Annotated in this window: 18 protein-coding genes, 1 other RNA gene and 1 pseudogene; 10 read left to right on the forward strand and 10 right to left on the reverse strand. The window is 66.1% G+C overall.

Annotation, left to right across the window (positions count from 1 at the left end):
- Position 1: 1 nt before the first annotated feature.
- The 6 genes from NKH31_RS12805 to NKH31_RS12830 all read right to left on the reverse strand — a co-directional run bounded on the left by NKH31_RS12805 (position 2) and on the right by NKH31_RS12830 (position 6,348).
- On the reverse strand, positions 2-1,222 hold the full coding sequence (locus tag NKH31_RS12805; RefSeq protein ID WP_254862186.1) for a CBS domain-containing protein: 1,221 nt from the start codon (positions 1,220-1,222) through the stop codon (positions 2-4).
- A gap of 173 nt (positions 1,223-1,395) precedes the next feature.
- Positions 1,396-1,767, reverse strand: coding sequence for a helix-turn-helix transcriptional regulator (locus NKH31_RS12810; protein WP_254862187.1), 372 nt, complete (start codon positions 1,765-1,767; stop codon positions 1,396-1,398).
- Positions 1,768-1,954: 187 nt separating this feature from the next.
- Positions 1,955-2,779: a 5'/3'-nucleotidase SurE gene (surE, locus tag NKH31_RS12815; RefSeq protein ID WP_254862188.1), complete on the reverse strand. Its 825-nt coding sequence runs from the start codon at positions 2,777-2,779 to the stop codon at positions 1,955-1,957.
- A gap of 42 nt (positions 2,780-2,821) precedes the next feature.
- Positions 2,822-4,294, reverse strand: coding sequence for a small ribosomal subunit Rsm22 family protein (locus tag NKH31_RS12820; protein ID WP_254862189.1), 1,473 nt, complete (start codon positions 4,292-4,294; stop codon positions 2,822-2,824).
- Complete coding sequence (locus NKH31_RS12825) at positions 4,291-5,085, reverse strand: prephenate dehydrogenase/arogenate dehydrogenase family protein (protein ID WP_254862190.1); 795 nt, start codon at positions 5,083-5,085, stop codon at positions 4,291-4,293. Before NKH31_RS12825 ends, NKH31_RS12820 begins: the two co-directional genes overlap by 4 nt.
- A gap of 78 nt (positions 5,086-5,163) precedes the next feature.
- Complete coding sequence (locus NKH31_RS12830; RefSeq protein ID WP_254862191.1) at positions 5,164-6,348, reverse strand: M24 family metallopeptidase; 1,185 nt, start codon at positions 6,346-6,348, stop codon at positions 5,164-5,166.
- A gap of 133 nt (positions 6,349-6,481) precedes the next feature.
- Here NKH31_RS12830 and aroA point away from each other — a divergent pair, with 133 nt between their 5' ends.
- The 4 genes from aroA (at position 6,482) to aglJ (ending at position 10,733) form a co-directional block, all read left to right on the forward strand.
- Positions 6,482-7,768, forward strand: a complete 1,287-nt coding sequence (gene aroA / locus NKH31_RS12835; protein ID WP_254862192.1) for a 3-phosphoshikimate 1-carboxyvinyltransferase — start codon at positions 6,482-6,484, stop codon at positions 7,766-7,768.
- A 91-nt stretch (positions 7,769-7,859) separates the two neighbouring features.
- The gene (locus tag NKH31_RS12840; RefSeq protein ID WP_254862193.1) at positions 7,860-9,137 is read left to right on the forward strand and encodes an alkaline phosphatase family protein; all 1,278 of its coding nucleotides are present in this window, start codon (positions 7,860-7,862) and stop codon (positions 9,135-9,137) included.
- A 120-nt stretch (positions 9,138-9,257) separates the two neighbouring features.
- Positions 9,258-9,551: an amphi-Trp domain-containing protein gene (locus NKH31_RS12845; RefSeq protein WP_254862194.1), complete on the forward strand. Its 294-nt coding sequence runs from the start codon at positions 9,258-9,260 to the stop codon at positions 9,549-9,551.
- Between the two features lie 96 nt (positions 9,552-9,647).
- Positions 9,648-10,733, forward strand: a complete 1,086-nt coding sequence (gene aglJ / locus NKH31_RS12850) for an S-layer glycoprotein N-glycosyltransferase AglJ (RefSeq protein ID WP_254862195.1) — start codon at positions 9,648-9,650, stop codon at positions 10,731-10,733.
- A 42-nt stretch (positions 10,734-10,775) separates the two neighbouring features.
- Here aglJ and NKH31_RS12855 read toward each other — a convergent pair whose 3' ends face one another.
- The gene (locus NKH31_RS12855) at positions 10,776-11,105 is read right to left on the reverse strand and encodes a hypothetical protein (RefSeq protein WP_254862196.1); all 330 of its coding nucleotides are present in this window, start codon (positions 11,103-11,105) and stop codon (positions 10,776-10,778) included.
- A 147-nt stretch (positions 11,106-11,252) separates the two neighbouring features.
- On the opposite strand from NKH31_RS12855, the gene NKH31_RS12860 reads away from it, so the two are divergent.
- Positions 11,253-11,462: a ribbon-helix-helix domain-containing protein gene (locus tag NKH31_RS12860; protein ID WP_254862197.1), complete on the forward strand. Its 210-nt coding sequence runs from the start codon at positions 11,253-11,255 to the stop codon at positions 11,460-11,462.
- Positions 11,463-11,474: 12 nt separating this feature from the next.
- Here NKH31_RS12860 and NKH31_RS12865 read toward each other — a convergent pair whose 3' ends face one another.
- The 3 genes from NKH31_RS12865 to NKH31_RS12875 all read right to left on the reverse strand — a co-directional run bounded on the left by NKH31_RS12865 (position 11,475) and on the right by NKH31_RS12875 (position 13,477).
- The gene (locus NKH31_RS12865; RefSeq protein ID WP_254862198.1) at positions 11,475-11,936 is read right to left on the reverse strand and encodes a JAB/MPN domain protein-containing protein; all 462 of its coding nucleotides are present in this window, start codon (positions 11,934-11,936) and stop codon (positions 11,475-11,477) included.
- Between the two features lie 90 nt (positions 11,937-12,026).
- Complete coding sequence (locus tag NKH31_RS12870) at positions 12,027-13,007, reverse strand: PLP-dependent cysteine synthase family protein (RefSeq protein ID WP_254862199.1); 981 nt, start codon at positions 13,005-13,007, stop codon at positions 12,027-12,029.
- Between the two features lie 92 nt (positions 13,008-13,099).
- Entirely contained in the window at positions 13,100-13,477 is a 378-nt protein-coding gene (locus NKH31_RS12875; protein WP_254862200.1) for a DUF5798 family protein, read from the reverse strand.
- Between the two features lie 196 nt (positions 13,478-13,673).
- Here NKH31_RS12875 and NKH31_RS12880 point away from each other — a divergent pair, with 196 nt between their 5' ends.
- The 5 genes and pseudogenes from NKH31_RS12880 to NKH31_RS12900 form a co-directional block, all read left to right on the forward strand.
- Complete coding sequence (locus tag NKH31_RS12880; protein WP_254862201.1) at positions 13,674-15,314, forward strand: potassium channel family protein; 1,641 nt, start codon at positions 13,674-13,676, stop codon at positions 15,312-15,314.
- A 138-nt stretch (positions 15,315-15,452) separates the two neighbouring features.
- Complete coding sequence (locus NKH31_RS12885) at positions 15,453-16,166, forward strand: DUF2270 domain-containing protein (RefSeq protein ID WP_254862202.1); 714 nt, start codon at positions 15,453-15,455, stop codon at positions 16,164-16,166.
- A gap of 138 nt (positions 16,167-16,304) precedes the next feature.
- An RNA gene (ffs, locus tag NKH31_RS12890) (signal recognition particle sRNA) lies at positions 16,305-16,616 on the forward strand.
- 156 nt (positions 16,617-16,772) lie between these two features.
- The gene (locus NKH31_RS12895) at positions 16,773-17,534 is read left to right on the forward strand and encodes a helix-turn-helix domain-containing protein (RefSeq protein ID WP_254864812.1); all 762 of its coding nucleotides are present in this window, start codon (positions 16,773-16,775) and stop codon (positions 17,532-17,534) included.
- A 215-nt stretch (positions 17,535-17,749) separates the two neighbouring features.
- Positions 17,750-18,664, forward strand: a pseudogene (locus NKH31_RS12900) (DMT family transporter); the annotation flags it as partial.
- Positions 18,665-18,743 lie beyond the last annotated feature (79 nt).

An 18,743-nucleotide genomic window follows, 5' to 3' on the forward strand; every position in this document is an offset into this window, starting at 1 on the left:
CCTACTCGGACAGCCACCAGCCATACATTCGGGCAATCTCCTCGTCGTCGACCGGTTTCTTGCTCTCGCCGTAGGTTTTCCCCTCCAGGATCTGGCGTTCGATCGCGTTCAGCGCGAGCGAGAACGCGTGGCGATCGCCGTAGCCAGTGTCGGAGGCGACGAACAGTCCTTTGTCGGTGTACAGCCGGATGCGGACGTGGATCTGCGGAACCCCGCGAAGGCGTTCTTTGTGTTCGTTGACGTGGACCTTCGCCTCGAGAACGCGCATCGCGCCGTACTTGCGCGCGACGTCGTCGATCCGCTCGGCCATCGTCTCGTGGGTCAGTTCGGTCACGTAATCGGTACCGAACACCTGTATCGGTCGACCGCCTTCTTCGGTCCACGTCAACGCGTCCAGAAGGTCGGTCTTGGTGACGATGCCCGCGAGCACACCGTCGTCGAGAACGATCGAGGAGGAGGCTTCGAACTCGAGCATGGTGTCGAGGGCGGCGTCGAGCGATTCGTCCAGCGTGGTCGTTCCGACCGTCTCGACCATCACGTTCCGTACCGGCAGGTCGAGTAAGTCCGCACTCTCACCGCTCCGATCGCCGAATCCGCCGTGATCGCCGCCCTGTGCCGTGACGTGCGCCGACGGATCGCCGCCCTGCTGTCGCGTAAGCTCCCGAGTGACGAACTGGATGACGTCGAGCAGGCTGACGATGCCGACGACGTTCTCGCCGTCCTCGTCGGCCACCACCGGCAGGTGCTCGATGCGCTTCTCGCGGAACGTAGCGAGCGCCTTTCCGAGCGTCGTCTCGGGTTCGACGGTGACAACCTCGAGCGTGGCGACGTCCTCGGTGTCGAGCACCGAGAGATACGGCTGGACGTGTCGAAGGAGGTCGTCAGCGCGAACCACGCCCACGACGTCCCCTGATTCCGCCTCGGGATCGTCCATCACGGGGAGCACTCTCGTGTCGCCCGCGATCATGAGGCGGGCGGCCTCCCGGAGGTCTTCGTGGCGGCCGATCCTCGGCACTGGTCGAACGAGCGACCGTGCCTTTCGCGAGTTCTTCTCGTGCGACGAGATCGCGTCGCGTCGCGTGACGATCCCGTCGAACTCGCCGCCGGCCGTGACGAGCAGTGCCTTCTGGGCCGACCCTTCGAACGCACCTCGGAGCTTCGAGACGGGCGTCTCCTCGTCGACCGTGTCGTACGTATCGTCGATGACGTCGGTTACGTCCATACGCCACCTTCTATCTGCAGTTACTTACTGGCTGTCGGTCGTTCCCAGGCGAGGGGATGAGCCGAAAGCTGTCCGCGACGCGTCTTATAAATGGCGTGAAAGTACGATTGAGGGCGGATTAGACCGACCGGACGCCAGCATAATAGAGCGATATCGAGTCTCCCGGCCGGTGGCTACTCGTTTAGATGCGAGCGATAGCCCTTCGGTTCGAATCCGCGGCGACAAATAATGTCCTGACGACCGACCGTGATGGCACTCACCTGGTTGTCCGCTTCCATCTCCGTGACGACGGTATCTAAGTGGTCGGCCGACCACCCCGTTTTCTCGATGACGGTCTCGCGATCGACGCGGCCCCCGCGTTTTACGAGCAGCCGGAGAACGACGTCTTCGTCCGCAAGTTCCCGTTCGTCGACGCCGTACTCGACCTGTTCGGCGTAACTGAGCGTCTCTTCGTCGTCCGATTCGTCATCGGTCGACTCGGCTTCGTCGACCGCGGCCGAGTTGAACCGGGTTGATAACTGTGACCAGAGCGTTTTGAATACCATGTGAGTGGATCACCGTCTATTCGTTTGATCGTCCTACGACGCCCTCCTACCAAGATGTTGTGCTTCGACGGGTGACGGTTCGGCAGGAGCCTGGCGCTGTCTACCTGTGTGTCTGCTCTCCATCCTCATAAATCAGCGGCCCGCTTGCTGACTCAGGTGAAAATCGATTGACTCCGGCTCCGCTCGGTCACTCGTTCGTTCGCTCGCTCGCCGATTTCCGTCCCCTGGAGCGGGGATACGCCTCCGCGAGCGCCTCGAGCTGCGCTTGTGATCCCGTCGTGTGCGGGGCGACCAGCGGCGAGACGCTCACCTGCCCTTCGACGACTGCGCGTCGATCGGTGCCGGGCGGATCGGGAATTGTCTCCGGATCCATCGTCTCCCAGACGCCGTCCTCGACGGTGATCGTCGATCCGTTGCGGGTCGCGTCCATCTCGTATCGCTTCGACGGTCGGGTGACGACCATCGGCGGCTCCCGTCCGCCGTTCATCGGGACGTTCACGTTGAGGTAGGAGGCGTCCTCGAAGACGCCGGCCGAGAGCGCGTGCTCGACCAGGTAGCGGGTCGCGCGCGTCGCCTCGGCGAAGTCCGCGGGCGTCGTCTCGACGTCCTCGAACGCGAGGTCGCCGACCGGAACGTACATCGAGGTGGCGATCGCGGGCACGTCGAAGAATGCGGCCTCGACGGCGGCACTGATCGTCCCCGACCGTCCGAGAACGTAGGCGCCGAGGTTCGCTCCCTCGTTACAGCCCGCGACGACGAGGTCCGGATCGGGGGCGAACTCGGAGAGGCCGGCGACGACGCAATCGGCGGGGGTCCCCGTAATCGCGTAGCCGTCGTCGCGCTCGTCGACGGTCACTTCGTTCGAGATCGCTCGCCCGCAGGCGCTCTGGTCGGTCGCGGGGGCGACGACGGTGACGTCTGCGATCTGCGAGAGTTCCTCGCCCATGGCGACGATTCCCGGCTCGCCGTAGCCGTCGTCGTTGGTCAGCAATATTGATAGCCGGTCGTCCATACCGATTGCCTTCGCGTCGAACGCGAAAAGTTCGTCGGAGTGTTACCCGAGCGGATCGACCACGGTCTCTTCGTCGACGACCAGGTTGTACGCCTCCTCGTCGTCGTTCCAGAGCGCCAGCGCCGACTCGAACGCGAGGAGGTCCCCGTACCCGGCGTCGAGTAGCGGTCGGTTCAACGCCGTCTCGTTCGTCACCACCGCGTAGTGATCGACCGCTTCGCTCCCGTCGCTGACCTTGAAGAGCGGATTCGACGGCTCCTCTCCCGTCGACCCGCTGGCCTCCTCACTTCGATCGACGAGCGAGCGGCTCACCTTCGCCGCGACGAGGTCGATCCGGTTCGAGACGTGGCGTTCCATCTCCGCCATCTTCGCCCAGCGGGCCGTATCGAGCGAGACGTCGTGACGTCGGGTCCCGTCGAGTCGAAGCATCGAGTGTGAAAACTGGACGTCGACGTTGACGAACTCGCCCGGCCGGTGGTCTGGATCCGTCGCCGCCTCGTCGAGTCGCGATTGCACGTCCGGGACCGCGAGGTCGGGACGGACGTCGAACGACCAGCCCCGATCGCTCGGCCGCTCGCCCGCCCAGAGTCTGACCAACGGTCCGTAGACGGTGACCGTGCGCTCGGTACCGTCGGCACTCGAAACTGCGGTGTCCTCCACCGCTCGCTCGACCTCTCGCAGGCCGATGCTCGTCTCCCGGTCGGCCGGCGCCATCGCCAGCAGCGAGCCGTCGTCCGCGAGCATCGAGAGGTAGCGCTGACAGACGGAGACCGGGTCATCGAGTTCACTCAGGACGTTACACAGCAAGATGAGGTCGAACGGTTCGCCGTCCGGTTCGAAGGCCTCGGCGGTCGTGCGGTGGACGTCCCAGTGGACGTTCCGCCCGGTTTCGGCGAGCACCGTTTCGAGGACGTCCGCGGCCGCGCTCGGTTCGAGCGCGTGGTACTCGACGAGCCCGTCGTCCGGGAGATATTCACACAGTCCCAGTGCGGGGCCGCCGACCCCGGCGCCCACGTCGAGGACTCGGAGGTTCCGACCGAGTAAGTCCCGCTCGGCCAAATCGTCGAGTGCGTACTGCACCGCGGCGTAGTAGCCCGGCAGGTGGTAGATCGCGTACCCGGCGGCGACGTCCTCGTCGTAAGAGACGGCGTCGCCCGCCAGGTACTGGGCTTTCGTTCGACGCAGCGTCGACCGGAGAACGTCGCCCGACGCCCCGTCGTACCAGTGTGGCCCGTACCGTTCGACGAGCCAGTCTTCGAGGGCGTTCTCGTAGGTTCGGGGGAACCTCTCGACCGGTTCGAAGCGCGCCTCGACTGGTTCTTCGGAGACGGGAACGAACGTTCCGTCCTCGCGCTCGACGAGTCCGAGCGTGACGGCGTCCTCGCGCAGGTACTGGCGGACCACCGCCGGGTGCGGCTCGCCCTCGACGTATTCGAAAATTTCTTCCGGATCGATCGGTCGGACGTTCCGCAGGTACAACGCGTTCTCCCGGACCGCCTCGCGCTGGTCGGTCATCGATCCGGCACACCCCCGGACGCGGTCGATGATCGGCTCGTCTCGCGTCGGTCGTCGACCCACGTCGCCGTCGCGTCCTCGATCAGCGAGACGAGTTCGTCGTGATCTGCCTCCGCGATTCGTCCGGCGGCCTCGGCGACGGCGTCGGCGCCGTCGAACCGATCTTGGACGTCCGCGTACACGCGCGGCGTTCCCGCACCGATCCGTTCGACCTGCTCGCGTAGGCCCTCGTACAGCGGCGTTTCGAACGCTTCGGGGACCGGCTCTGCGGCCGCCGCGAACGCCAGGACCGCCGCGTGGGCTGCCGCCTGCACGCGTTCCATCGCGCCGTCGTGCTCGGCCGGCGTCGTCTCGACGAGCTCGTTTTCGGCGGTCTCTAGGTCTGCGAGAATCGCCCGGGTCGCCGGACCCGCCGACCGGGTCACGACGGCGATCGATCCCGGAGCGCGTTCTGGTGCGAACAGCGGGTGCAGACTGCAGTGTTCCACAGCGGGTGCGTACTCGTCCATCGCGGTGAGGACGGGTTCCATCACGCCCGCGACGTCGACGATCGCGCCGTCGACTCGGACCGCCTGCGTCGCGATCGCCGCCTCGACCTCGCCCATCGGAACGGCGAGGCAGACGGCGTCGTAGGTGTCGCCGTCGGGTTCCAGCGGGACCGTCCGGCCACCGACGGCGGCGGCCGTCTCGCGCGCTCTCGTCTCGTCGACGTCGGCGATCGCGAGGTCGGCGTCGAGCGTCTCGGCGAGCCATCGCCCCATCGCACCGGCGCCGACGATACACACCTCCATCGCTGCTCACTATCGGGCGCCGTCGCAAAAGGAGTTCGATCGATCGGGTACGAATCAAGTCGGCAACGGTCGTCCGGCTTACCGACGATCCTGCGGTTCGATCGAGATGGGGTAGTCGGTGAGGTTCTCGTAGCCGTCCTCGGTGACGACGACGAGGTCCTCGATGCGGACGCCGCCTACCTCCGGATCGTAAATGCCGGGTTCGACGGTGATCACGTGGCCGGGTTCGAGTTCGTCGCCGCCGAACGAGAGGCTCGGCCCCTCGTGGATGTCGAGGCCGACGCCGTGGCCGGTGCCGTGGATGTAGCCCGTGCTGGTCTCTGGGTCGCTCCGGAGCGTCTCGTAGCCGGCGTCTTCGATGACGTCGCAGACGATTCCGTGGATCTCGTCGCCGGCGACCCCAGGTTCGATGGCGTCGAGGGCAGCCTCGAAGGCCTCGTGTGTCACCTCGTACCGTCGGCGTAGTTCGTCGCTTGGCTCGCCGCGAACGAACGTCCGGGTCATGTCGCCGAAGTAGCAGGTTTCCTTATCGCGCGGGAAGATGTCGATCACGATCGACTCGCCGGCGTGGATCGGGCCGCTCCCGCGGTCGTGGGGATCGGCGGCGTTCGCACCCGAGGCGACGATCGTCTCGTCGAGCGCGCAGCCGTCGCGCAGCAGGGCGATCTCGATCTCGGTCGTGACGCGCTCGCTCGTGAGCACCTCGTCGTCGTGATAGAGGACGCCGTCGCGCACCTCGGCGGTCGCGATAAGCGACTCGGCGACGGCCATCGCGCGCTGGTTGGCAGCCTGGGTCGCGCGGACGTGTTCGATCTCAGCGTCGGTCTTCGTCTCGCGCAGTTCGCCGACGACGCCGTCGGCGTCGACCGAGACGGCGATCCCCTGCTCGCGGAGTCCGTCGGCGGTGCCGACGCGACAGTTTTCGGGAACGGCGACCGATTCGACGCCGTGGTCGGCCAGAAACGCCGCGAGCAGTCGGTGTTTCGCTTCGCGCGGGCCGTACTCTTCGCGAAGTTCGTGATAGTCGTAGGCGGCGGTGTTGGTCACGCTGTCGGCGTCGGATTCGGTCTGGGCGCGGCCGTACTCGAGCCCGGACACAAGCAGGTGGACGCCGTCGGCCGTCACGATCGTCTGGAACGGGTCCGGCGCGGAAAAGCCAGAGATGTAGCGCTGGTTCGCGTCGGTGCCGTCGGCGTCGATCAGATAGGCGTCCAGGTCGTGCTCGGCGAGGTGGTCGGTCAGCGGTCGGCGCGTTTCGTTCATGTACGCCCGTTCCGAGGGGCGTTACATAATTGCACCTTTCCCGGCGAGAGACGTGCCGACTCGCTGGACACGACCGACGGTCAATCCGGACGGGACCGGTACCGTCATAGGCGAACCCGCAGTCAGTGTGCGTATGAACGTCACGCTCGCTCCGGCGACCGTCGACGGTGTCGTCAGTGCACCTCCGTCGAAGAGTTACACGCATCGGGCGATCCTCGCGGCTGGCTGTGGCGAATCGAGTCTGGTCGAGTCTCCCCTCTGGAGTGCGGACACGCAGGCGACGACGCGCGCGGTCGAGGCGTTCGGCGGCTCGGTCAGCCGCCGATCTGACGGCGCGCTCGCGATCGACGGGTTCGACGGCCAGCCGGCCATCCCCGACGACGTGATCGACTGTGCGAACAGCGGGACGACGATGCGCCTCGTCACCGCCACCGCCGCGCTCGTCGACGGAACCACGGTCCTGACTGGCGACGCGTCGCTCCGGTCGCGTCCACAGGGGCCGTTGCTCGACGCACTCGCCGACCTCGGCGCGACCGCCAGGAGCACGCGGTCGAACGGCCAGGCGCCGCTCGTGATCGACGGTCCGATCGACGGCGGTCGCGTCTCGATTCCGGGCGACGTCTCCTCGCAGTACGTTTCCGCCCTGTTGATGGCCGGGCCGCTCACCGACGGAGGCGTCGAGGTCGAGCTCGAAACGACGCTGAAATCCGCACCGTACGTCGACGTCACGCGCGAAGTGCTCGATGCGTTCGGCGTCGAGACTCGCGAGACCGACGCTGGCTTCGCCGTCGACGGCGGCCAATCCTACCGCGTAGCTGACGGCTCGTACGCCGTCCCCGGCGACTTCTCCTCGATCTCGTACCTGCTGGCGGCCGGTGCGATCGCCGGCGAGGTCGAAATCGAGGGCGCACACCCGAGCGCGCAGGGCGACCGCGCGATCGTCGATCACGTCGAGGCGTTCGGGGCGCCCGTCGAGTGGAACCGCGAGGCCGGTCGCCTCTCCGTCGAACGCGCCCCGCTGTCGGGTATCGAGGTCTCCGTCGCCGACACGCCCGATCTCCTCCCGACGCTGGCCGCCCTCGGCGCCGTCGCCGACGGGGAGACCCGAATCCTCGACGCCGAACACGTCCGGTACAAGGAGACCGACCGGGTGAGCGCGATGGCCGAGGAACTCGATACGATGGGCGTCGAGACGACCGAAGAACGCGACGCGCTGATCGTCCACGGCGACCGGTCGACGCTCAGTGGCGCGCGCGTCGACGGTCGCGGCGACCACCGTATCGTGATGGCGCTGGCGGTCGCCGCGCTCGCCGCCGACGGCGAGACGACGATCGATGGGGCCGAACACGTCGACGTCTCCTTTCCGACGTTCTTCGAGACGCTCACGGACCTCGGCGTCGAGGTAACGCGATCCGAGTGACCTCGAACCGGCACGTCGTGGTCGGTGGTTTTCGCCCGCTCTGTTCTCGTTCACCGAAACGATTAGGGGATTCCTTCGAATCTCTTACCGCATGTCCCGTCGGGAGATAGAAGAGCGGGTGGGCGCGAACCGGGAGCGAGACGCGGTCGTCGAGCCGGACTACGGCGGGTACTGCGTCTCGAACGTCGTCGAATCGCTACTCGGGCTCCTCGATTCCCGATTCGACGCGCCGATGCCAGAAGACGTCTTTCGGGGCGTCGACACGGACGTCGAAACCGTGGTGTTCGTCCTGCTGGACGGTCTCGGCTACGACGAGTGGACTCGCTTCGAGTCCCGGTCGACGTTGGCCCGGCGGTTCGCCGCGGACGGGACGGTGAGTCCGCTCACCTCGATCTTTCCGTCGGAGACGGCCGCGGCGTTCACCTCGATCGCGACGGGGACCGATCCGATCGAGCACGGGCTCCTCGGGTGGTTTCAGTACCTGGGGGCGATCGAGCGCGACGTGGTCACGCTCCCGTTTACCACGCTAACCGAAACGCCGATTGGAGACGTCGATCCGACGCTCGACGGGTCCGCGCTGTTCGACGCGACGGCGCTGTCGGCCAGGACGGCCGAGACGGATCTCTCGTTCGAAGCAGTCCTGCCGTCGTCGATCGTCGAATCGCCCTACAGTAGGGCGATATTCGACGGTGCAGCGCGGACCGGGTTCGACGAACGCGAGTCGTTCGCGCGACGGCTTCGCGATTCGGCCGAGTCGGCCGACGGGCCGACGTTCGTCTTCGGGTACGAGCCCTCGATCGACGCCGCTGCCCACGAGGACGGGTTGCGAAGTCGCGCAACCAGATCGACGGCGACCGACGTCCTCGCTCACCTCCAGTCCGGATTCGTCGAGCGCCTGTCGGACGACGCGGCCGCGAAGACGCTGCTCGTCGTCTCGGCCGATCACGGTATCGTGGATACGGTTCCGGCCGAAAACGTCGACGTAACCGACTGGCCGAGCTGGCCCGACGTGCGGCGCTGGCTTCGAAGGGACCGGTCGAACGAACCGCGGAGACCGACCGGCAGTCCGCGAAATATGCACCTTCACGTCGATCCCGATCACGTTGCCGACGTCAACGCCCGACTGGCGGAGGCGGTCGACGGGCGCGTCTACACCCGTTCGGAGGCGGTCGACGCCGGGCTCTTCGGGGAGGCCTCGCCGTCTGCGCTGTTCGAACGACGCTGTGGCGACCTCCTGGCGGTGCATCGAAATCGCGGCCTTTGCTGGATCGATCGCGATCTGAACGAAATCGGTATGCACGGCGGACTCACTCGCGAAGAGATGCTCGTTCCGTTCGCGGTCGGTCGCGTCGAGGATCTTCGAGGGTGACGATCGCTCGCCCGACAGCGCGCCCGCCGTGGGGGTCCAAGCTGTTCACCCGTTGCCCGTTTGTACGTCCCGTCACATGCACGCCGCAGCGATTTACATACGACCGCCGATTGGAAGGGTATGGTCGAACGAACGGACGACGCGCGCGAACTCGGGCGAAAGAACGTCGCTGCACTGTTGCGCGACCTCGCCGACGAGTTCGAGCGCGGCGGCGAGCGAATTTCCGTCCCGGTAGGGAACAAGACCGTGACGTTGAATCCACCCGACGAGTTCACGACCGAGGTCGAGGTCCTCGAACGATCGGGCGTCTTTCGCGGCGCGCAGGAACGGGTTCGAATAGATCTGCGCTGGAAGCCGGCGGACGCCAGGGAGGAAGCGCCGCGCGAGGCGGCTCCTGATCAGCCCGAATCCTGATCACGACGGTAATTCCAGCCGGTGGCCGATCGAGTGTACCAATCGAACCGGGGGAGATCAGTACTCTTTTCGCCACAGCCCGTTCAGAAAGAGCCAATGAACCAGGAGGTCGTCGACGATCGCGGATCTCCACGCGCCGAGCGATCGGCGTCTCTCTCGAAATCGTCGGTTTGCGTGTTGCTTCCGACGCTCGACGAAGCGGCGACGATCGGCGACGTCATCGATTCGTTCAGACGCCGCGGTTACGAGAACGTCCTCGTCGTCGACGGCGGCTCGACCGACGGAACGCGCGAGATCGCCGCCGATCGCGGCGTGCGGGTGATGACCCAGTCAGGAACCGGCAAGGGCCAGGCCGTGCGGGAGGCGGTCGAACGCATCGACGTTCCGTACGTCCTGATGCTCGACGGCGACGGAACGTACGACCCGGACGACGCAGAGCGGATGCTCGAGCCGCTCGCAGAGGGCTCCGAACACGTCATCGGCGATCGATTCGCCGACATGGAAGACGGGGCGATGACGCGGCTCAACCGGTTCGGCAACCGCGTGATCAACCGAGCCTTCGAGACGATCCACGGCGAACCGTACGTCGACATCCTCTCGGGCTATCGCGCCTTTACGACCGATTCGTTCGAGCAGTGTGGACTGACGGCCGACGGCTTCACCATCGAGACCGAACTCGCCGTCGAGTGCGTAAAGCAGGGAATCGACACGACGGTCGTCCCGGTCAGTTACGCCGAGCGACCGGACGAGTCGGAGACCAACCTCCATCCGATTCGCGACGGCGGTCGGATCATCGTCGCGCTGTACTCACTCGCGCGAACGAGCAATCCGCTCTTTTACTTCGGTACCCTCGGCGTCGGGAGCATCATCGCCGGCGGGCTCGTCGCGACGTACGTCCTCTACCAGTGGGTCGCCTACGGAATCGGACACAACATCCTGGCGCTGGTCTCCGCGGCGGCGATCCTTCTCGGGGTGCAGTTGCTGATGTTCGGCGTCCTCTCGGACATGATCGTCTCGCTCCACCGCGATCAGCGACGCCGGCTGGAACGGTTCGGTGAATCGGTCCGGGCGCGAGAGCGCCACCACGTCGACGAAGAAACGCTCTCGCTCGACGATTCGAGCGACGTGACGCCCGCCGCCCCCTCGGAGTACGCATCGGACGACGAGCGCGACCGATCCTGATCGCTCTGAGAGTATCGACCGGACGCGACCGATCTCGACCGCTCAGAAGGGGAGCATCGACCGGACGCGACCGAACACGCTGGCGGTATGAGTGGCCCGGTACTCCTCGAAGACGTCGTGAAGCTCGTTCATCAGGTGCTGGCGCGAGTCGAACCGATCCAGCCCCGTCTCAGCTAGCGCATCGTCGACGGACACGCTGTTTCCGCTGGCGTCGAACGGGATCGGCCGCGGCCCGAGTCGTTGCTCGACCCGAGCCACATCCGCGGGAAACGTCAGGTCCGTCTCCTTCAACCGCGCGTCGACGGCGGCGATCCCGAACTCGATCGTCTCCGGCTCGCTGTCGTCGTTGTTCGTCGGTGGCCGAACGCCCATGACCGGCTAGTCGACCCGCGGAACAAAAAACCGCTACGGGATCGATCCGCGCGTCGTGGTACGGCTTGGAATTACACGTTCGCCCGTGCGGCCGGGACTCGGGGCGGTGGCGATGGGCCTTTGAGCGATCACCCCGTTGTCGGCGGTATGACCGAGTACACGACCGTTTCGATCCCGAAGGAGCTGGCCGGCCGGGTCGAGGAGACGATCGAAGGGACGAGTTTCACCTCGACGAGCGACCTGGTTCGCTTTCTGCTTCGCAGCATCGTCATCCAGCACCAGCGCTCGGGCGAACTCACCGAAGCCCAGTTCGAGGAGATTACCGATCAGCTCCGGACGCTGGGGTATCTGGAGTGAGTCGGGTCGGCGTCAGGATTCGGTCTCGAACGACCGCTCGGGTGGCGCGGCGTCGAGTTCGAACAGCGAGAGCCGTTCGCCGCTCCGGTCGAACGCGGCGAGCGTCTCGTCGTCCGTCCGCCAGGGCGGAACCGCCACGATCACGACCTCCGCGAGATCGTCTCTGAGCGTCAGCTCGAGTTCGCCCGACGGGTGTGAGATGAACCGCCCCTGCGCGTTTCGGTTCGGCGTCGAGAGTTCGACGCCGAAGACGTGCGTGAGCGAGTTTCCGGGGTCGGGAAGCAGGTACTCGGCGAACACCGGCGTCTCCTCGGGAACGGCGTCCGCGTCTTCGCCCTCTAACTCCGCCGCCGGAACCGTCGAGATCGCCGTCGAGACGCCGTCGGGGTGGTTCTCGCTCGCCAGTTCGAGCAATGCTCTGAGCAGGCCCTCGGTCGCGTACACCGACCTGGGGTGTGAGTCTGGAGCGGTCACGGGTCTACGAGTACGTTGGTCGCCCCGGATAGTAATCGTTCGGCTCTCGAACGGGTTCGACCGCGGTCGTGGCCGACGTCTCCCGCGACCTCAGCCCGACCACTCCTCGAACGAGCGGTAGATTCCCTTCGAGAGGTATCGTTCGCTGGAGTCGGGAAAGACGGTCACGACGCTGTCGTGGGGGACGTCGAGTTCGCCAGACGCGATCCGGTCTGCGACGTCACCGGCCGCCACGCTCGCCGCGCCGGCGCTGGAGGCGACGAGGTGGCCCTCCTCGGCGGCCAGCCGCGCGAGTTCCTCGTGGGCCCGCTCGTCGGGAACGGGGACGAACTCGTCGACCAGTTCGGGTTCGAACAGCTCGTTCGTCTCGGTGTCGTGCGTCCCGATCCCCTCGATCTTGTACTCGCCCTCCTCGCGCGACTCGCCGAGAAATTCGCCGTAGAGCGAGCCCTCTGGTTCGACGCCAACCACGTGGATCTCCGGGTTCCGTTCGAGCGCATACCGGGCGAGCCCCATGAGCGTCCCGGCGGTGCCACAGCCGGCGACGATCGCCCCGACCTCGCCGTCTAGCGCCTCGAAGATCTCGGGCGCCGTCGTCTCGTAGTGGGCTTCCGTGTTGAGCGGATTGGCGAACTGCTGGGGAACGACGGCGTTGTCGAGCGTCTCCGCGAGTTCGTGGGCTCGTTCGATCGCGCCGCCCATCCCGTCGTCCGTCGGGGTGTTGATGACGCGCGCGCCGAGTGCGTCCATCAGCTGTTGCTTCTCGACGCTGAATCGTTCCGGGACGACGAAGATCGCTTCGAGACCGAACTGTCTGGCCGCGATGGCGAATCCGATCCCCGTGTTTCCGGCCGTCGGCTCGATCACCGTTCCGCCGGGTTCGACGTCGCCGCGCTCTAGCATCGCCTCCACCATGTAGGCGCCGATACGGTCTTTGACGCTCGCTCCCGGGTTGAACGACTCGAGTTTCGCGTAGATCGGAACGTCGGACGGGGCGGCCTGAATCGACACGAGCGGGGTCTTCCCGATCGTTTCGAGCACGGACGGCAGCGGGCGATCGTGCGTGGTCATAGTTGTGGCAAGGTTTGGGCCTGGTGATAGGTGTTATTATCGAACTGATCGACTGGGCCGATCGAGGTCGATCCCGACGCGCGAGTGGAGACTTACTCGTCCGGGTTTGCCCCGTCTTTCGTGCCGTTTCCGTCCCCACCGCCGTCCGTCTCTGTGCCGTCCGCTCCATCGTTCGCCGCTGTTCTGTCTGCTTCGCCGCCAGTCTCATCGTCGTCCGCCTCCTCGGCTTCCTGAATCGCCGCCTCGGCCAGGATGGATTCGGCGTCCAGTCCCTGTTCTTCGGCGATGGCCGTGAGCAGCGCCCGCTGCTCGGCGAGGTCGTGATCCAGTTTCTTTACCGTGTCGTGGGTGTCGTCTACTTCCTCTTCGAGGTTGATGATCCGGCCCTGCAGCTCCTGGACCTGTTTGTACATCTGTTCGGCCTTGTCCGAAATTCCCTGAATCTTTTTCGTCGTCGAACCGAGTCCCATACCCGAGGGATGGTGGGGCCAGATAGTTGGCTCTTTCCACTCGGTACCGGGCTGTAACTGTCCCGGCCGACTGTCGATCTGTGATAGCTTCTCCGTCTTCGCACGCGATACCACCAAGAACGAAGGCTGTAGACGGTGTGGAATTCCCATGAGTCTCGCAGGAACGTTCGCCGTCGAACCCCGCGACGGGTAACGGATGACGACCGACCTCCGCCGCCGACTCGTCGTCTACGTGACGTCGTTGCTCGTCCTGATTGCGGTATACAGCGCCGCCTATCGCTGGGGAATGGCCGCGTTCGAAGAGGAGTCGCGAACCTGGTTCGGCGCGATGGATGTCGTCGTTCAGTCGATGACGACGACCGGGTACGGACAGGACGCCCCGTGGACGTCGGTCGAGATGACGCTCCTCATGGTATTGATTCAGGTGACTGGAATCGCCTACATCTTCGTCGCGTTTCCCGCGTTCGTCGTTCCGTGGCTCGAACGGCTCGTTCGGCCGGCCCCACCCGGAGAGATCGGCACGGTGACCGACCACGTGATCGTCGTCGGTTACACCTCGCTGTGTCGAACACTCGTCGACGAACTCGAGGCGACGGGAACGGGGTACGTGATCGTCGAACCGGACGAAGAGCGGGCACGATCGCTATTCGAGGCGGACTTTTCGGTCACTCACGGCGATCCATCGTCGGCGGGGACGCTGGCCGACGTACAACTCGACGACGCGAGGGCCGTCGTCGTCGACGCCTCTAATCGCGAGCACATCGGCTCGATCGTCGAGATCGATCGACTCGACGTCGACGCCGACGTCTTCGCGATCGTCGCGGACCCGGAGCGCGCCAGGTACCTCCGCTACGCCGGCGTCGACGAAGTCCTCTCGCCGAAACACCGTCTCGGAAAGGCGCTCGCTGACAAGCTTCGCAGCGTCGTCGATACCGACGGCGTCGAGTTCGGCGACGGGTTCGATTGCTACGAGTTTCAGATCGGCTCGGGGAGCGACCTCCTCGGCGACCCCCTGGTCGCCGCCCGCCGCGTCGAATCCGACGGAGCGACGGTGCTCGGTGCGTGGGTGCGCGGCGACTTCTTCCCGACGTTGCCCTCCGACCTCAGGATCGATCGCAACACGACGCTGCTCGTCGCCGGCGCGACCGAATCGCTCGAACGCGTCGAGTCGCTCACTCGAACGGACGGACGGCCCTACCGCCCGGAGCGGACGCCGGCGGTCGTCGTCGGAACGGGCATCGTCGGCTCGGCGGCGATCGGCACGCTCGAACGAGCCGACCTCGAGTGGGTCGCCGTAGACCTCGAGGACGGTCCTTTCGTCGACGTCGTCGGCGACGCGACCGAAGAGGCGGTGCTTTCTGCGGCCGGCGTCGACGACGCCGGATCGATCATCCTCGCGCTCGACGAGGATCGCGAGGCGCTCGTCACCTCGCTCGTGGCACGGGCGCTCAACCCGGACGTTTCGTGTCTCGTCGGTGCCAACCTCGACGGAAACGTCGAACGGTTCACCACGGCCGGCGCCGACTACGTCCTCGCACTCCCGAGCGTGGCCGGTCGAATGCTCACGGAGGCGATCTTCGAGCGCGAGGCGATGACGTTCGCCGACAGCGTCCACGTTCGGTCGACCGACGTGCCCGGGTGGCTGGCGGACGACTTCGACCGCAGCCGCGTCCGCGAGCGGACCGGTTGCTCGCTCGTAGCGATCGAGCGACACGGTCGCTACTACTCCCCGACCGACGACCTCGCCGTCGTTTCGGACGACCGGTTAGTCGTTGCCGGAACGGAATCGCGGATCGACGCGTTCGGAGACGAGTTCGACGCGGACGCCGACGCGTGAGCGGCCGTCGACCGGTTCGGCCGAGCCGTTTCGGTCTCGGGATCCGCGGTGATCGGGTCGGGTCGTCCTCCGAGGCCCGCCGGTCGGACTCGCGTTCGACCCCCCAAAGACCGTTGTCGCTGACGGCGTACGTAGAACATGTCCGATTCCGGCGACGCGACCGACTTCGACCCGGAGTCACCCGAAGAGCGCGAAATCGGTCGCGAGATGGTCGATCAGAGCACCGGGCTCGGCTCGGTCGCCGCCCACCTCTACCGCGGCGAGATGGAACGGACCGTCGAGTGGCGCGGTCGGCTCGACACCACGACCAACTGGGCGGTGACGGTCATGTCGGCGATCGTCGCCTACTCCTTCTCGGGTGAGGTATCCCACGCGGTGATCCTGGCCGGCATCATGATGGGGACGGTGTTTCTCTTCATCGAGGCGCGTCGCTTCCAGAGCTACGATATCTGGCGATCCCGGGTTCGGACGCTCCAGGAGAACCTCTTCGCGAACGCGCTCGACCCGTCGGCCGGGGTCGAACACGAGGCCTGGCGGGCCGAACTCAGTCACGATTACCGCGACCCGCGGGCGAAGATCTCATACCGCGGTGCGTTCGCCCACCGACTCCGTCGCGTCTACCTGCCGCTCATCACCGCCATGCTCGCCGGCTGGCTCTTTCACCTGTGGGCGTTCGTCCCCGAGCAACCGTTCCCACAGAGCGCATCACTTCCCGGAATAAGCGGCTGGGTAGTTGCGACTATCGTCGGCACCTACTACGTCGCGCTGCTCGTACTCGCGATTCCCCTCTCTCCGAAGGAACGCGGCGAGGCGGGAGCTGCGGATCACGGCGACCTCGACGAGGTGGAGTGAGTCGTCCCGAACCGCCCGTCGATGCGTTCGACCGTTCGTCTCAGCGGTGGCCAACCGCTCGCCCGACCCCGCGGCGCTCAACCGCACGCCGTCTCCGACCTCAGGCGAAAGCCCCTTAAGGGCGAGTCGAGTACAGTCAACCGGACTAGGTCGGGCAGTTAGGCCCTGCTCGTAACCCGCCCTATGGCCTTTAGCGGGGACCGAACACCGCGGGCGTCCGGTCAGACCGACCGGGGCCCCGGGAGCCAACGCAGAAGCCTCGTCCGTCGGGGACAGCGGTCCGCGGCGACCGTCCGCAGGGACGACTCGTCTCGGTTAACCGGCGACAGCCCATCAGGCGCGGAAGCGAGCAGTGGACCGTCGGACACCTGTCGCTCGACGGGTCGCGGGGTGGAGGAGGCAACCGGGACTCCCCCGGACGGAACGCCGGGCAATCGCGGCCGTCCGCATTCATACCGTTATTTCACCGCGAGTGACGACGCCGACGGGCGGTCGGACCGATCGATTCGCTCGTCCCGACTCGCGCCGTGTGACCGGGAGGCGGTCAACGGAGGGAAAAATGGCCGTGATCGCAACCTGATTATGAGCGCAGCCCGGACCCTCTCTATGATCGGGCTCGGACTCTCCGTCCGTCAGCGCGATTGCCCGCTGAGCGCGGCGAGCGAGCGCAACGACGTGGCGTTCGTCACGCCACACTGGCACTACCACCACGAGACGGGAACGCTGGAGATGCGCGTCCTCGCGGAGGGTGGCTCCCGAGCTGACGTCGAACGCGGCCTGTCGGTGATTCGCGAACACGAATCGGTCAGTCGCTTCGAATTGCTGGCCAAGGACGGGCCGGCCGCGAGGGCGAGAGTGACGATGGGGACGACGGACGTCATGGCCACCGTGCTCGCGAACGACGGCTATCTCACCGGCCCGTTCGAGAACGTCGGGGGATACGAGCGCTGGGCGATCGGCTTCGACGACGAGTCCGACGCGGAGGCCGCGCTCTGTCACCTGGACGACCAGCCAGAAGCCTACGAGGTTCACTCGCGGACGCGTCTGGATCCCGCGACGGTCCTCGAGAACCTTCGTGCAGACGCCGTGGGGACGACGGTGTTAGACGGGTCACGACGAGTGACGCCGACCGAACGAGAGACGATTCGCCTCGCCGTCGAGAGCGGCTATTACGAGGTCCCGCGCGAGGCGACCCTCGGCGACCTCGCGACGACCCTCGACGTCTCCGATGCGGCGATCTCGAAGACGCTCCGGCGCGCCGAGCGAAAACTTCTCGCGCCGACCGTCGCGGCGCTGGCCGCAACTGACGACGTGAACAGGCCGACTCCGACGGGCGGACTGGGAAGGTGGCTCGACGACGCGCAGTGACACGTCGCGTTCGCACGCGTACTATCCTGGTGGCCTGGTTACGTGTCGGTCCTCAAGCGATTGGTTACGTGTCGGTTCTGTGGCCTGGTTACGTGTTGGTCCTCAAGCAATTGCTTGCGTATCAGTCCTGGCGGCTTAGGCAAGCGTCGATCCTGGTGGCTTGGTTAACATCCTAACGACCAGGCACACGCCCGTCGATCGCGTTACATTCGAGTATGGAAACTGGGTGGATTCCGGACCGATGGATACGATACGGCTACGTGCTGGCCCCGCTGTCTGCGGCCGCGCTGTGGGGCGGACTGTACGTCGTGAGCAAGTGGGGATTCGACGCGATTCCGCCGATGACGCTCGCGTTTTCTCGGATCGCGATCGGGGCGATCGCGCTGCTCGTCGTCGTTCGGCTGTGGTACCCTCGACGATCGTTCTCTCGCGGAGACCAGTTCGGATTCGGGATTCTCGGTGTCGTCGTCGCCCTCTCGATCGTCACCCAGTTTCTGGGGACGGCGCTGACGACGGCGAGTCAGGGCTCGCTCGTCACCGTCCTGACGCCGATCTTCACCGTCGCCCTCGGCGTCTCGTTGCTCGGCGAGCGACTCACTCGTCGGCTGCTCGTCGGTATCGCCCTCGCGACGATCGGGACGATCGTCATCGTCGTCGGCCAGTACGACGCGTCGAGTTTCACCGGCGGCGCGATCGCGGGACTGCTCGCCCTGCTGGTCGCCAGCGCGACCTGGGCGCTGTACACCGTCTGGGGAAAACCGCTCGTCGAACGCTACTCCGCCCTCGAAACGGCAACCTACTCGTGTCTCGTCGCCGTTCCCGTCACGGCAGCGTTCGTTCCTGTCGAGTTCGCGCTCACCGACGCCACGCTAACGGACGTCACGCCCACGCCCGCGCTCTTCGGCGCTGTCTTCTACCTCGGTATCGGTGGAACGGCCGCCGCCTGGTACCTCTGGTACAAGGGACTGGAAGTCGTCGACGCGAGCGTCCTCGCGGCGTTCTTCTTCGCCCAGCCGATCGTCGGCGCGCTCCTGGGCGTCTCGTTACTCGGCGAGTCGCTGGGGTCACTCTTCATCGTCGGCGGTGTCGTCCTTTCCGTCGGCGTCTACCTCGCCTCCTCGAGCGGCGCACCTCGCGACGAACCCGATACGAACTCACCTGCAACCGCTTCGGACGACGTCTCACTCGACGACTCGGATAGCCTCCCAC

It is taken from the genome of Halovivax gelatinilyticus (genome assembly GCF_024300625.1).
Classification (GTDB): Archaea; Halobacteriota; Halobacteria; order Halobacteriales; family Natrialbaceae; genus Halovivax; species Halovivax gelatinilyticus.